Consider the following 14,978-nt stretch of genomic DNA (forward strand, 5'->3'; position numbering starts at 1 on the left):
TCGCTCCTTAATCCAGACGCCGTTTGGTTTTCATCCACGTCAGCCCAATAAACATCGCCGCCGACGCCAGCAAAAACAGGGTATTGATAATCAGCACTACCGGAATATTCCCTGCCAGGAACAGGCTTTGCAGCGTGCTGACGAAATAGCGCGCCGGAATAATGTAGGTCACAGCACGGATCACCGCGGGCATGCTGTCTATCTGGAAGATAAACCCGGACAGCATAATCGACGGTAAAAAGGCAGCGTTCAGCGCCACCTGCGCGGCGTTAAACTGGTTGCGGGTGACGGTGGAGATGAGCAGCCCCATGCCCAGCGTGCTCAGCAGGAACAGGCTGGTGATGAAAAAGAGCAGCACCAGCGAGCCGCGGTACGGCACCCCGAGGATAAACACCGAGACCAGCATACAGAGCAGCATCGCCAGCATGCCGAGGAAGTAGTAGGGGATAAGCTTACACAGCAGCAGCTCAAGGCGCGTCACTTCGGTTGAAAGCAGCGCCTCCATGGTGCCGCGTTCCCACTCACGGGCAATCACCAGCGAGGTCAGGATTGCGCCAATCACCGTCATAATGATGGTGACCGCACCCGGGATAATAAAATGCTGGCTGATGGCGGCAGGGTTAAACCAGTAGCGCATCTGTACGTCGATCAGCGGTTCGAACGTTTCGCCCCGGTCTTCGGCGCGCTGCATCTGCCAGAGCTGCCAGATCCCCTCCACGTAGCCCTGGACAAAGTTGGCGGTATTCGGCTCGCTGCCGTCAGTGATCACCTGGATCGGCGCAGCGGTATCTGTCCGCGCCATGTTGGCGGCGAAATCGACCGGGATCACCACCAGACCGCGGATTTTCCCGGCCTGCATCTTCTGAATCAACTCCTGCCGGTTGTCGCTGATGGTGGCGTCAATGTAGGGCGAGCCGGTCATGGCGTGGGTGAAATCCAGCGCCTCTTCGCTCTGCTGCTCCAGTAAAATGCCGACCCGCAGTTTGCTGGAGTCGAGGTTGATCCCGTAGCCGAAGATAAACAGCAGCAGAAGCGGGATGACCACCGCAATCAGCCAGCTGCTGGGGTCACGCACGATCTGACGCGTCTCTTTGATGCACAGCGCGCGCACCCGGCGCCAGGAAATCGCCTTATTGCGCATCGGCATTCTCCTTATCCCAGTCGTGGATGAGGGTGATAAACGCCTGCTCCATGGTCGGGTCCGGTACCTCGTTGTCTGCGGCCTGGGCTTTCAGGTCATCCGGCGTGCCGTGAGCAATCAGCTTGCCGCGATAGACCAGCCCGATGCGGTCGCAATACTCCGCCTCGTCCATAAAGTGGGTGGTTACCATCACCGTTACCCCTTTCTCCACCATGCTGTTGATGTGCAGCCAGAACTCGCGGCGGGTGAGGGGATCAACGCCTGAGGTGGGTTCATCCAGAAACAGAATATCGGGCTCGTGCATCAATGAGCAGGCCAGCGCCAGCCGCTGTTTGAAGCCAAGGGGGAGCTCATCTGTGGCGTGGGAAGCGATAGCTGTCAGGCCAAACGCCTCGCTCATGCGGTGGATTTTCTCGTCCTGGGCGCGCCCTCGCAGACCGTAAACGCCGGAGAAAAAGCGCAGGTTCTGCTCGACCGTCAGGTTGCCGTACAGCGAGAACTTCTGCGCCATATACCCCAGATGCTGTCGCGCCTTGCCGGAGCTGACTTTCAAATCCATATCCAGCACCAGCGCTTTGCCGGACGTAGGCACCAGCAGGCCACACATCATCTTAAAGGTGGTGGATTTCCCGGCGCCGTTCGGCCCGAGCAGGCCAAAAATTTCACCGCGCTTCACCGCGAAATTGACGTTATCGGTGGCGGCGAAATCACCAAACTTTTTGGTCAGGGATTTGGCTTCGATCACCGTCTCACCCGGCGTGCCTTCCACCGTGTGCAGGATCGCCCCGAGCGGTGATTCTGAGGTGCCCGCTCCGCCCAACAGATCGATAAACGCGTCCTCAAAGCGGGGAGCCGTCTCTTCCATCTCAATGTCAGGCATGCCCGGCGCGTGACGAATATCCGCTTCGGTCGCCTCTTTGGTCAGGATCACGCGCACCGAACGGCCCTGAATCATCCCGTCGCTGACCTGGGGCAGTTTCAGTACCCGCTGCAGCAGCGTGCGGTTCGACTCCTGCGGGCTGTGAAGCAGAAAACTGCGTCCGGCCATGCTTTGCGTCAGCTTCGTCGGTTCTCCCTGATAAAGCAGCTCGCCTTCGTTCATCAGCAGCACATCGCGACACTGCTCGGCTTCATCCAGATAGGAGGTGCTCCAGAGGATCAGCATTCCGTCACCGGCCAGCTCGTGCACCATCAGCCACAGCTCGCGGCGTGAAATGGGGTCCACGCCCACTCCGGGCTCATCCAGCAGCAGCACTTTCGGCTCGCCGACCAGCGTACAGGCCAGCCCCAGCTTTTGCTTCATCCCGCCGGAGAGCTTGCCCGCCAGGCGATCGGTGAAGGGACCGAGGGAGGTGAAGGCCAGCAGACGGGCGAAAGTCTGCTGACGGGTTTCACCGGTCACGCTGCGCAGATCGGCGTACAGATTAAGGTTCTCCATCACCGTCAGGTCTTCATAGAGACCAAACTTCTGCGGCATATAGCCGAGCATGGCGTGCAGTGCACCGTCATCTTTAATCGGATCGAGCCCGAGCACGCTGGCCGCCCCTTCATCGGGCTTAAGCAGGCCTGCCAGCATCCGCATCAACGTGGTTTTGCCTGCGCCGTCCGGGCCAACCAGCCCGGTCACATAGCCTTTCTGGATGGTACAGTTCAGCGGCGCGACGGCCGGTTTTTCCATGCCCGCGAAGCGTTTGACCAGATTGTCGAGCCGGATAACCGCGTCATTCATGTCGTTCCCCGTTGTTCACTTTTACGGTGACAGGCATGCCCTGACGCAGCGCGTCGTCCGCATCAGTGACGATGATGCGCAGGCGATACACCAGGTCGGTACGCAGATCCGGCGTTTCCACCGTTTTTGGCGTGAATTCAGCGGTGGGCGAAACAAAGCCCACTTTGCCGTGATACGGCTTATCCGGACGGCCATCGGTATAGAGCAACAGCTCGCGACCCGGCTGCATCTGGCCGAGGTTTGGCTCATCAATGTAGGCGCGCACCCACACAGGACGGGTGAGCGACAGGGTTAAAACGGTGCTGCCGGCGTTGAGCATGCTGCCGGGCTCCACGGCGCGGGTCATCAGCGTGCCGTCTGACGGTGCCACCAGCGTGGTGTCGTGCAGATCGAGCTCCGCCTGGGCCAGCTGGGCCTGCGCCTGTTCAAGGCTGGCTTTGGCCTGGGCGATATCCTGCGGGCGGTTACCGGTGTGGTACTGACTCAGTTTGTCCTGCGCGGATTTCAGCGTTGCCTGAGCCTGATCGCGTGATGAACGGGCGTTTTCCAGATCGTTGGCCGAAATGGTGCGGCTTTTCCACAGCCCCTGCTGGCGGGCATAGAAATTCTGCGCATAGTCATAGGCCGCCTGCGCCTGTTTAACTGCGGCAGCAGCCTGGGCAATCTCTTCGTCACGATAACCGGCCAGCATCAGATCATATTGCGCCTGGGCGACGGAAACCCCGGCTTTTGCCTGCATTAGCGCGTTCTCGTAGGGCGCTTTATCCAGCATCCCCAGCGTCTGCCCGGTTTTGATGGTGTCGCCCTCATCCACGTTCAGCGACGCCAGCCGCCCCCCGACGCGGAAGCTCATATTCACGGTGCGAATATCAACGTTACCGTACAGCGTCAGGCCGCGATCCTGATGGCTTTGATACCACAGCCAGCCACCGACGCCGGCGGCAAGCAAAACAACAACCACCAGAATGATGGCGACAGGTTTTTTCATGACTTCAGGCTCCTTTGCGTTAAGCCTTGCAGGATCAGATCGAGATGACAGGTGATCACCTGGCTAATCTGCGCGGCTTTATCCTCATCAAATTGTGTCCAGCCGGTGCGTAACAGAATCGTTTCTCGCCCCAGACGGAAGGCCAGAATCTCACCCAGCAGGGCGTGGGTATGCAAAATCGTTGCGGTATCGTTGGCGTCTTGCCCGGTATAGGCCGCGATCAGCCGGGTCAGGTGCGTGTGCATCGGGGCAATCACCTGGTCGTGCACCAACTGGTAGGCGACGGTAGGGGAGAGCTGTTCACGGGAGATAAATCGACTCAGGTTCAGCGTGTCGTCGTGCGTCAGCAGGCGAATCATGTTATGGCAGGCATTGAGGATCAGCTGGCGGATGGCCTCACGATCGGGCGACGGCTGGCTGAGCAGCGCGGTGGCTTCCTCCACGTGCGGGTGAAACTGCGTGCCAATAAAATCGGCGATCCACTGCGCACAGGCGAGGTATAAATCCTCTTTTGAGCCAAAATAGTAGGGGATAGCCGCAATGTTTTGCCCGGCCTGCGCCGCGATATCCCGGGTGGTGGCATGCAAGCCATACTCACCAAACTGCGCCAGCGCGGCAGCAATAAGCTGGCTTTTGGCCTGTTCGCCTTTAGAGGTTGTCGGGGTTGTATTCATAGCGGCATTAAAAATTAATCAATCGATTGATTAAGATTATGCCTGATTAGCGAAATCGTCGAGGGAAGGTGGAGGGATATTTTATGCGCCACGTCACAAAAGCTGCTACACTCCGCCCCTTCGCGACATTGTGGTTTTTGTCCTCCTAATTGTTATATCTCCCTGAAAACTACACCTGTGATGGTCGGGGCGGTTCGGAGTTTTTATGTCTTTTGATTCCCTTGGCCTGAACCCGGAAATTCTGCGCGCGATCGCAGAGCAGGGCTACGTTGAGCCAACCCCAATCCAGCAGCAGGCGATCCCTGCCGTTCTGCAGGGCCGTGACCTGATGGCCAGTGCCCAGACCGGGACCGGTAAAACCGCAGGCTTCACCTTGCCACTGTTAGAGCTGCTGGTAAAAAATCAGCCGCACGCGAAGGGACGTCGTCCGGTTCGTGCGCTGATCCTCACCCCAACCCGCGAGCTGGCGGCGCAGATTGGCGAGAACGTGCGTGACTACAGCCGCTATCTCAACATTCGTTCGCTGGTGGTTTTCGGTGGCGTGAGCATTAACCCGCAAATGATGAAACTGCGCGGCGGCGTGGACGTGCTGGTGGCAACGCCGGGCCGTCTGCTGGATCTGGAACACCAGAACGCCGTGAAACTCGATAACGTCGAAATTCTGGTGCTGGACGAAGCCGACCGCATGCTCGACATGGGCTTTATCCACGATATTCGCCGCGTACTGGCTAAGCTCCCGCCGCGTCGTCAGAACCTGCTGTTCTCCGCGACCTTCTCCGACGAGATCAAGGCGCTGGCTGAAAAGCTGCTGCATAACCCGCTGGAAGTTGAAGTGGCGCGCCGCAACACCGCCTCTGAGCAGGTGACCCAGCACGTGCACTTCGTTGATAAAAAGCGTAAGCGGGAACTGCTCTCCCAGATGATTGGTCAGGGCAACTGGCAGCAGGTGCTGGTCTTTACCCGTACCAAGCACGGTGCAAACCACCTGGCGGAACAGCTGAACAAAGACGGTATTCGCAGTGCGGCTATCCACGGTAACAAGAGCCAGGGGGCGCGTACCCGTGCGCTGGCGGACTTTAAATCCGGTGATATCCGCGTGCTGGTGGCAACCGACATCGCTGCCCGTGGTCTGGACATTGAAGAGCTGCCGCACGTGGTGAACTACGAGCTGCCAAACGTGCCGGAAGACTATGTTCACCGTATCGGCCGTACCGGTCGTGCGGCCGCCACCGGTGAGGCGCTCTCTCTGGTCTGCGTGGATGAACACAAACTGCTGCGCGATATCGAACGCCTGCTGAAGAAAGAGATCCCGCGTATTGAAACGCCGGGATACGAAGTGGATCCGTCCATTAAAGCGGAGCCAATTCAGAACGGTCGCCAGCAGCGTGGCGGCGGTGGACGCGGTCAGGGCGGCGGCCGTGGTCAGCAGCAGCCACGCCGTGCCGAAGGCGGCGCGCCGAAGTCGGGCAATAAACCGCCTCGCCGCGACAGCGAAGGGAAACCGGCAGGGGAAGGGCAGCGCCGTCGCCGTCCGCGTAAACCGGCTAACCCACAGTAATCTGGAAGCCCGGCCGTAAAGCCGGGCTTTTCTTTTTGCGGCGACGAAAAGAAAGTGCCACAATAGTGGCTGTTTATACAGTATTTCAGGTTTTCCGATGGCTTTAACCGCGGCGCTGAAAGCGCAGATTGGTGCCTGGTATAAGGCACTCCAGCAGCAGATCCCCGACTTTATCCCCCGGGCACCACAGCGGCAGATGATTGCCGATGTGGCAAAAACGCTCGCCGGTGACGACGGGCGACATCTGGCGATTGAAGCGCCAACCGGGGTCGGTAAAACCCTCTCTTATTTAATCCCGGGCATCGCTATTGCGCGGGAAGAACAAAAGACGCTGGTGGTCAGCACCGCTAACGTGGCGCTACAGGATCAGATCTTCAGCAAAGACCTGCCGCTGCTGCGCAAAATTATCCCCGAGCTGCGTTTTACCGCCGCCTTTGGCCGCGGACGTTATGTCTGCCCGCGTAACCTGGCGGCGCTCGCCAGCAGTGAGCCCACCCAGCAGGATCTGCTGGCGTTTCTTGATGACGAACTGACGCCAAACAACAAGGCGGAGCAGGAACAGTGCGCGAAGCTGAAAGCCGATCTCGACAGCTACAAGTGGGACGGTTTGCGCGATCACACCAGCCAGGCAATCGGCGATGACTTATGGCGCAGGCTCAGCACCGATAAAGCCAGCTGTCTTAACCGCAACTGTCACTATTACCGTGAGTGCCCGTTTTTTGTCGCCCGGCGGGAGATCCAGGAAGCGGAAGTGGTGGTCGCCAACCATGCGCTGGTGATGGCGGCGCTGGAGAGCGAAGCGGTGCTGCCGGAGCCGAAAAACCTGTTGCTGGTGCTTGATGAAGGCCACCATCTGCCCGACGTGGCGCGGGATGCGCTGGAGATGAGCGCTGAAATCACGGCGCCGTGGTTCCGCCTGCAGCTCGATTTGTTCTGCAAGCTGGTGGCCACCTGCATGGAGCAGTTCCGCCCGAAAACCACGCCGCCGCTGGCGGTGCCCGAGCGTCTGAGCGAACACTGCGAAGAGGTCTACAGCCTTATCTCGTCGCTGAACAACATCCTTAATCTGTATCTTCCGGCGACCCAGGAGGCCGAGCACCGTTTTGCCATGGGGGAGCTGCCGGACGAGGTGATGGAGATTTGCCAGCAGCTGGCGAAGCATCTGGAAAAGCTGCGCGGCCTGGCAGAGATGTTCTTAAACGATCTCAGTGAAAAGACCGGCACTCATGACGTGGTGCGTTTGCACCGTATTCTGCTGCAGATGAACCGTGCGCTGGGCATGTTTGAAGCACAGAGCAAACTCTGGCGGCTGGCTTCGATGGCGCAGGCGTCCGGCGCGCCGGTGACCAAATGGGCCACCCGGGAAGTGAGAGACGGGCAGGTACATCTCTTTTTCCACTGTGTGGGGATCCGCGTGGCCGATCAGCTGGAAAAGCTGATCTGGCGCAGCGTGCCACACGTGGTGGTGACCTCTGCGACCCTGCGTTCCCTCAACAGCTTCTCGCGGCTGCAGGAGATGAGTGGCCTGAAAGAAAAAGCGGGTGACCGCTTCGTGGCGCTGGACTCGCCGTTTAACCACTGCGAGCAGGGCAAGCTGGTGATCCCGCGCATGAATTATGAGCCGCTTATCGATAACGAAGAGCAGCACATAGCCGAAATGGCCGCCTATTTCCGCGAACAGGTCGAGAGTAAAAAATACCCCGGCATGCTGGTACTGTTTGCCAGCGGACGCGCCATGCAGCGCTTTCTGGAACATGTTACCGATCTGAGGTTACTGCTGCTGGTGCAGGGCGATCAGCCGCGCTACCGGCTGGTGGAACTCCACCGCCAGCGCATCGATAACGGTGAGCGCAGCGTGCTGGTGGGGCTGCAGTCTTTTGCTGAAGGACTCGATTTAAAAGGCGATTACCTGACGCAGGTGCACATTCATAAAATTGCCTTCCCGCCCATCGACAGCCCGGTGGTGATCACCGAAGGTGAGTGGCTCAAAAGCCTCAACCGCTATCCGTTTGAAGTGCAAAGTTTACCGGCAGCCTCGTTTAACCTCATTCAGCAGGTGGGGCGTCTTATCCGTAGCCACGGCTGCTGGGGGGAAGTGGTGATCTATGACAAACGTCTGCTCACCAAAAACTACGGGCAGCGCTTGCTGAATGCGTTGCCGGTATTCCCGATAGAACAGCCAGAGGTACCGGAAGTGAAAAAACGCCCGGCAAAACTGGCCGCCGGGCGTAAAAAAAGCATCCGTGCTAAGGGGCGCGGTCCTACTGGTAAGTAAAGGTGGCCTGAACAACGCTGCTGAACGTGCCCGCCGTCACGGGCATGGCGGTCGCGTAATAGCGTGCCGCCATGGGGAAGTCCGCGGTGTGGGTGCCGCCATCAATCACCACGCTGAATCGGGCCTGGGGGGCAAGCACGATATAATCCAGACGATCGGCCAGCTCTAACGCCACGCCTTTGGCGGTACCGCTATTGGCGAATTTAAAGGGGTGGTCCGTATCGCGCGGGCCGTCAACGGAAATGGTGGCAACCGTCAGCGTGGACGGACAGTTCGTGAGTGTTAAATCGAAATTTTTCCAGGGGCCGGTATCGCCGATATTTTTGAAATCAGTGGCGACGGCCTGTCCCAGATCCACCACCGTATTCTGGCTGGCGCTGTCTACCTGGCAGGTGCTCTCGTAAATATTCCCTTCGATATTGAGCGTGACGTCGGTCGCGCCCGCAGAGAGGCTCGTCAGCGCGAGTAAAAGGGGGAATGTTTTCATCATCGCTCCGTTACTGATATTCAAAATCGATTGTGGCAATCGTGTTGGCTTTTCCCGCAGTGACGGTGGCATCCGTCTGGTAATACTGCACGGCGAAGGGGATCACATCCGGAACGTCAGGTTCGGCTCTTCCACCGACCGGGATAGGGTAGTCATATCTCAGATCGACACCGTCAAGCAGCATTCTCACCCCGACGCCCGTGGCGCTGTCGCTGCCGGGCGTGAGGTTCAGTACATCCGCATACTGGCTATTGATGCCATTTGCGCTGGTCACCGAGGCCGTGAGGTTGACCTCTTCCGTGCAGGTGGCGGTGATATTGAAATACTTCCAGGGTGTATAGCTGCCCACGTGGGTAAATTGTGACACCGGGAAATCGCCGAGCGTGACCGTCAGATTTAAGGGATCGACAGAACAGGTCGCCGTTCTTTCGCTGACGGTGGCGGAATAGCGGCTTTTATTGCCTTCGCCAGAAATCCCAACCGAATTAAAAACACCGAATCCGTAGGGATCCTGCGAAACCGAAAGGGTTCCGGTCCCGATATGTGTCGCCGTTTTGATTAACTGCTGGGTATAGCTGAAAGAAAACGTTTGTCCGCTGTCGCTGCTGACTGTTCCTATGGGGGTTGCGGTGCTGTCGCATGAGTAACCGGTTCCGCGAATGATCTGCCCGTTGCTGTTCAGGAGCTCAATGCCGATGCCGTCAATATTGGTCGTGTAAACACCCGGCATGCCCGGCACTTCCGTTCCCGTTCCGTAATAGCAGGAAATAATGGTGTGACTGGTGAGCGTTCCGGTACAGCTGCCGTTAACAGTATGTGTTTTTGCTGAACCCGGGATAACGCTGCCAATATTGAGGGTCGTGGGTACAGAAAGCGTGCCGGCATCCAGGGTATAAGGCAGATCGTTGCTGTTACAGGTTGTCGCTGCATGGGCATGCGGTACCAGACCCACGCTCGTGAGCAAGACCAGCAACGCAAAGGCATATCTCAACATGTTCATTTTTTCCTCGGAAAGGTTCATACACACTGCGCCGTAATGTTAAGGACCGGATTCTGGTCTTTTACCGGCAGGTGATACGCTGCGGTGCAGTGGCTGTCGGCGGTTTTCCCCCAGCTGACGTTAATCGTGCCTGTCTCCTGCATACCGGTCAGATACACCTGGCCGCCATCCCCAACGATAAATTCACCCTCCTGACGGGCCTGAGAGGCCGTTGCCCCAAACGGTATCGGACGACCATCCGCACGTTTTAAGGTCATCAGCACCCGGCTGCCGACATGCGTTTCATAATGTGCTCGCACGATGGCGCCGCGCGTCGGTGTCACCGTTCTGGCTGCCTGGTCAATATCAGCATTTCCTGGCAACGTCTCGGTATTCAGTGCGAGGGTGTTATGACGGTAAGGCGAAACGTACGGCACAATGGCGTAGCCACGAAAATCGGTGTTCACGCCTGTCTGATTAGTGATGTTCGTGTCGTCAGCGCCCGGCGCTTCGATCAGTGCGACGGTCTCACCCATTGGCTGACCAAGGGTGATGCCGTGAGCATGGGCGATCATGCTGCCCTGAAGACCGACGTTGAGCTGTTGCTGCTGGTTATCCTGCGAATACCCGGCGCTCACTTCACCGTAGGTGCCTTTGTAATCGGCATTCAGACTGGTGCTGTCGCCGCTGCTCTGACTGTGGCCCTGCTGAACACCCCAGCTGAGGTTATTGCCGGCCAGCGCGGTGCCGTTCAGGCCCACGCTTTGGGTGGTTTCGTGCTTCGTGCTGTTCAGGTTGTAGTTCACCCAGGTGTTGCTGAGCCAGCGATCGAGCGGAACGGAGACGTTAAACGCGATCGTCTGCTCGCTGGTTTTCTCATTATTATCATACCCGCTGTCACGCGTGTTTTTATCCAGTCCGTAACTCAGACCGTAGCTGATCCCGTGCCAGGTGTTGTTGTACCCGAGGTTCATCGAGGTCATCCCCTCGTTTGAATTCCAGTAGCTCTCTTTGACCAGGCTTAACGTCAGCGAACCCAACGAGCCGCCCAGGGACTGATCGACAGTGGCCTCTTCGCGGCTGCGTCGGGTGTCCGGCGTTTCCCAGTCATCATTGCGGGTATGGGAATCCAGGGTGTCCTGAAGGGTGTAGAACCCCTTGCTGTTATAGCGATAGCCAGCAATGGAAAAATGGGTGCCGGTGGTGGCGAAATCTTTGCTGTAGCGGATGCGCCAGGAGCGTCCGTCAGTGGGGGCCTGGTCCTGCATCTCTGATTTGGCGTCGGTGACATCCACCGAGAAGGCCCCGAGATCGCCGATGTTCTTACCGACTCCCAGCGCCAGTGCATCATAATACTGGCTTGCCTGTACGCCGCCGTAGGCGGTAAAGCCGTAAGGCAATCCGTAGATTGCCGTACCCTGCATAAACGGGGTTTTCTCGACGTCGTTGTCATAGCTGCGATAGCGTCCCGCGGTGAGGCTGTATTTGAAGCGGCCTTCACGCTGCAACACCGGCACTGATGCATAAGGCACCACAAAGTGCTGTTCGCTGCCGTCCGTCTCTTTGACGGTGACGTTTAAATCGCCGCTTCCGCCGGTGGGGTAGAGGTCGTTGATCTCAAACGCGCCGGGGGCGACATAGTTCTGGTAAATGACGTAACCGTTCTGGCGGACGATCACCTGGGCGTTACTGTGCGCCGTCCCGCGGATCACCGGCGCAAAGCCCTTCATGCTGTCCGGGAGCATGTCGTCATCCGAAGCGATCTGCGCCCCGGTGAAAGAGACGCTGTCAAACACGTCGGAAGGGGAAGAGCTTTGCCCTACTTTGAGGTTCCCGCCAAGGGCGATAATATCCCGCTGGGCATAGGTATAGACCGACGAAAACTGGCTCTCTGCGTCACCGTCACCGCTGGCTTTGCTCCAGGTGGAGTAGTTACGAAAACGCCATGCCCCGAGATTAAGACCCGGACGCAGGTTAAGAAACTCGCTGCGCTGATCGGTACCGTTTTCACCTTTGCCGCGGTTGTCCCCGGCGGTGAAGCTGTAATTGAGCAGCAGGGCGTTAATTCCCTCGTCATACTCCTGCGGGTCGACGTAATCACGCGGTACCTGGGTAATCGCGCTCTGCGGAATGCTTAACAGCAGCTGCTGCGGATTAACATGAAACGTTGCGCTGGCGGCAGGGATAACGCTCAGGTCAACGCACTGAGCCTTATCATCTATCCTGAATTTATCGATATTAATACCAAAGCTTTTTAGCTGGGCCGTGCTCAGGCACGGCTGCAGGGTTGATTTTCCGCTGGCGTCTTTCTTCAGCAAAAACTCAATCTCTTTGCTTGCCACTTTATTATTGTTGACGTAGACGTCAACGTGATATTTACCGGGAGCCTGACCGGGACCAATCTCATAAATACTGAGGTCGGTTTTACCCTGACCCGGGTTGTCGATATCCAGCAGCGCCGGATTGAAATAATCATCGGCGAGAACTTTTTGCACGCAAACACCCAACAGGGCACAACCTAATGCGATAAGCATTGATCGTCCGTGCTGTTTCGGTGGTTTGGTGGTGTATTCCCAGCGCATAATGATATTCAGAAATTCCGGAAGTTATTTAATCTGTGCGGTATATGACTGACTAATGCCGCCAAAGTCATTGATGATTTTCCAGGACACGGTGTGTGCTGTGATATTGGCTGGCAACGCGAAATGCGTTTCGCTTTTAGGTCCGGCATAGGTGGCTTTATCCACTTTTTTACCGTCGAGTTTTATTTCCTGGAAATTCATATAAAACGGCGTGGGGTTGTCGACAATAAGTTGATTACCCCGCGTGTGCCAGACTAATTGCGTGGTGACATCTTCCGGTTTGCCCGTAATACCCGACGGACGATAAAGCAGTTTAATGCGGGTTTTAATCGCGATCTGCAACGTATTAACGCTCTCATTACGCGCAGAAGAGGGAATGGATTTAATATTTAACCAGAACAGTGATTCGCGATCCGCTGGTAAATTTCCCCCGGTTCTGATGATGCGCAGAACGTTTTCTTGTTTCGCATCAAGGCGGAACAGAGGCGGTGTAATCAGAAACGGTGCTTTCTCGCGGGCATTATCTTCCGTTTCGACCCATGACTGCACAAGGTAGTCGAGGTTGTCCGGGTTGGTGATCCCAATGGAAGATTCTTTTTTATTTTCGAGATAGACCACGCGTGTGCCGCCGATGGTAATGCCGGCATGGGCGACAGAAGCAATAAATAAAAAGGAGGAGGCCAGAAGATATTTTCGCATAGTAATACCGTAATAAAGCAATAACAGATATTAGCCACTGGGGTAGCTAATATCCGTTTTATTAGTTGTAAATGATAGTGAAGGTCGAGGCGGCATTCGCCAGTCCGGCAGAAATAGCAGGTCCGGTCTGGATATAGCGTGCACCAAACTGCAAATCGTTCGTTGTGGTGCCTGGTGTGAGCGTATACGCCGCAGAGGCCGTATATAAACTCAGTGGGTTTTCAGTTTTATCAAGCAACTGAACACCTACTCCCGATGCCGTACCGGTTCCTGATGTCACAGCAAGGATATCCTTATTGTTACTGTCAGGCGTTCCGCCGAACGTTACCGAGGCGCTGGTCACCGTGTCAGGACAATCTTTAAGTTGAATACTAAAACGGGTTGTCGACGTCGTCGAACCACTTCCGGTAAATGCAGATTTAGAAACCTTACCTAATGACACATTAAGTGGATTACTTAAACCGTTCACCACAGTACATGCAGAGTCAATAATTTCGCCTGTGAAATTAATTTGACCTTCACCACTGGATGCAAATACAGAAACGGAAGCACACGCCATCCCGGCGACGATCCCCGCAATAATTAATTTTTTCATTTTAATCCTCTGAATGAAAGTTTGGTACTTCAGGTATTAATCATCACCTGGCTGATTAATTCGGCAGGAACTATCGCTGAGAATTATTTTTCGTTCAATTTATCTTCAGACCATTTTTACCCTCGAAGGGCGTTTGTCCGGGTGTCGGGAGAGAAAGGAAAATGATTACCCGCCAGGCATTTATCAGGGCTATAGTATCTGCAAAGAGCCGCAAGGAGAGATGTCGTGGATTATCGTAAAATTATCAAAGAGGTAGGGCGTGGAAAAAACCATGCCCGCGACCTGGATCAGGAAACTGCCCGTGTGCTGTACACCCATATGCTCAATGGCGACGTACCCGATCTGGAGATGGGCGGTATCCTGATTGCGCTACGTATCAAAGGTGAAGGCGAAGCGGAGATGCGTGGCTTCTATGAAGCGATGCAGGCGCAAACGCTGCGCTTAACGCCCCCGGTGGCGAAGCCAATGCCGATTGTCATTCCCACTTATAACGGCGCGCGTAAACAGGCGAATCTGACGCCACTGCTGGCTATTCTGCTGCATAAGCTGGGGTTCCCGGTGGTGGTCCATGGTGTCAGCGAAGATCCGACCCGGGTACTGACGGAGACCATCTTCGGCATGTTAGGTATCGAACCGACCCTGCACGCCGGGCAGGCGCAGGCGAAGCTGGATGGTCACCAGCCGGTCTATATTCCGGTTAAGGCGCTCTGCCCGCCGCTGGAAAAGCAGCTGGATATGCGCTGGCGCATGGGGGTGCGCAACAGTGCGCACACGCTTGCGAAACTGGCGACGCCGTTTGGCGAAGCGGATGCCCTGCGTCTCTCCAGCGTGTCGCATCCGGAGTACGTGGCGCGGGTGGGCAAGTTCTTTGAAGATATCGGCGGCCGGGCGCTGCTGATGCACGGCACCGAAGGTGAAGTTTACGCCAATCCGCAGCGCTGTCCGCAGTTAGTGCTGATTGATCCTGCCGGCACGCGACCTGTGCTGGAGCGTCAGGACGAGGCTGCTGATGTGATAGTCCCGGAAGCAAAAGATCCGCATACCACCGCGCACTGGATTGAACAGTGTCTTGCCGGTAATGTTCCGGTTCCGCACGCCATTAAACTGCAGATGGCCTGCTGCCTGCTGGCAACCGGGGAAGTGGATTCCGTCCAGGCAGGGTTAGCCCGCGTGGAAGAGATGTTTTAGGCAAAAAAAAGCCCGTCCAGTGGCGGACGGGCAAGCAAGGGTAACAACAGGGTCAATGAGGGTTGGAGCATCTCACCAGAGGG

Annotated in this window: 12 protein-coding genes; 3 read left to right on the forward strand and 9 right to left on the reverse strand. The window is 56.7% G+C overall.

The features are described 5' to 3' along the window. Positions 1–7: 7 nt before the first annotated feature. Genes ACTJJI_RS02775 through cecR form a run of 4 tightly spaced genes read right to left on the reverse strand, consistent with a single transcriptional unit; the run spans position 8 to position 4,532 of the window. Entirely contained in the window at positions 8–1,141 is a 1,134-nt protein-coding gene (locus ACTJJI_RS02775) for an ABC transporter permease (RefSeq protein ID WP_020684986.1), read from the reverse strand. Continuing rightward, on the reverse strand, positions 1,131–2,870 hold the full coding sequence (locus tag ACTJJI_RS02780) for an ATP-binding cassette domain-containing protein (RefSeq protein WP_440652956.1): 1,740 nt from the start codon (positions 2,868–2,870) through the stop codon (positions 1,131–1,133). The genes ACTJJI_RS02775 and ACTJJI_RS02780 overlap by 11 nt, the downstream gene beginning before the upstream one ends. Then, positions 2,863–3,858 carry a secretion protein HlyD gene (gene hlyD / locus ACTJJI_RS02785; protein WP_020684987.1) on the reverse strand — a complete coding sequence of 332 codons (996 nt, stop codon included), beginning with the start codon at positions 3,856–3,858 and terminating at the stop codon, positions 2,863–2,865. The genes ACTJJI_RS02780 and hlyD overlap by 8 nt, the downstream gene beginning before the upstream one ends. Beyond that, complete coding sequence (gene cecR, locus ACTJJI_RS02790) at positions 3,855–4,532, reverse strand: transcriptional regulator CecR (RefSeq protein ID WP_046888735.1); 678 nt, start codon at positions 4,530–4,532, stop codon at positions 3,855–3,857. The genes hlyD and cecR overlap by 4 nt, the downstream gene beginning before the upstream one ends. Before the next feature lie 205 nt (positions 4,533–4,737). On the opposite strand from cecR, the gene rhlE reads away from it, so the two are divergent. Together rhlE and dinG are read left to right on the forward strand one after the other, a co-directional pair. Further along, on the forward strand, positions 4,738–6,090 hold the full coding sequence (gene rhlE / locus ACTJJI_RS02795) for an ATP-dependent RNA helicase RhlE (RefSeq protein ID WP_063412255.1): 1,353 nt from the start codon (positions 4,738–4,740) through the stop codon (positions 6,088–6,090). Between the two features lie 97 nt (positions 6,091–6,187). Continuing rightward, positions 6,188–8,365, forward strand: coding sequence for an ATP-dependent DNA helicase DinG (dinG, locus tag ACTJJI_RS02800; protein ID WP_096928644.1), 2,178 nt, complete (start codon positions 6,188–6,190; stop codon positions 8,363–8,365). Here dinG and ACTJJI_RS02805 read toward each other — a convergent pair. The 5 genes from ACTJJI_RS02805 to ACTJJI_RS02825 all read right to left on the reverse strand — a co-directional run bounded on the left by ACTJJI_RS02805 (position 8,352) and on the right by ACTJJI_RS02825 (position 13,707). Next, positions 8,352–8,852: a fimbrial protein gene (locus tag ACTJJI_RS02805; RefSeq protein ID WP_153908271.1), complete on the reverse strand. Its 501-nt coding sequence runs from the start codon at positions 8,850–8,852 to the stop codon at positions 8,352–8,354. The two genes, dinG and ACTJJI_RS02805, sit on opposite strands and share 14 nt — an antisense overlap. A 10-nt stretch (positions 8,853–8,862) precedes the next feature. Then, positions 8,863–9,852: a fimbrial protein gene (locus tag ACTJJI_RS02810; protein WP_043951748.1), complete on the reverse strand. Its 990-nt coding sequence runs from the start codon at positions 9,850–9,852 to the stop codon at positions 8,863–8,865. A gap of 17 nt (positions 9,853–9,869) precedes the next feature. Further along, complete coding sequence (locus tag ACTJJI_RS02815) at positions 9,870–12,365, reverse strand: fimbria/pilus outer membrane usher protein (RefSeq protein WP_440652960.1); 2,496 nt, start codon at positions 12,363–12,365, stop codon at positions 9,870–9,872. 72 nt (positions 12,366–12,437) lie between these two features. Then, positions 12,438–13,112: a fimbrial biogenesis chaperone gene (locus ACTJJI_RS02820; RefSeq protein ID WP_440652962.1), complete on the reverse strand. Its 675-nt coding sequence runs from the start codon at positions 13,110–13,112 to the stop codon at positions 12,438–12,440. A gap of 61 nt (positions 13,113–13,173) precedes the next feature. Further along, complete coding sequence (locus ACTJJI_RS02825) at positions 13,174–13,707, reverse strand: fimbrial protein (protein WP_125364521.1); 534 nt, start codon at positions 13,705–13,707, stop codon at positions 13,174–13,176. 225 nt (positions 13,708–13,932) lie between these two features. Here ACTJJI_RS02825 and ybiB point away from each other — a divergent pair, with 225 nt between their 5' ends. Continuing rightward, the gene (ybiB, locus tag ACTJJI_RS02830) at positions 13,933–14,895 is read left to right on the forward strand and encodes a DNA-binding protein YbiB (protein ID WP_219280298.1); all 963 of its coding nucleotides are present in this window, start codon (positions 13,933–13,935) and stop codon (positions 14,893–14,895) included. The last annotated feature ends 83 nt before the right edge of the window (positions 14,896–14,978 follow it).

Source organism: Enterobacter sp. 22466, assembly GCF_052044775.1.
GTDB classification, from domain to species: Bacteria; Pseudomonadota; Gammaproteobacteria; order Enterobacterales; family Enterobacteriaceae; genus Enterobacter; species Enterobacter dissolvens.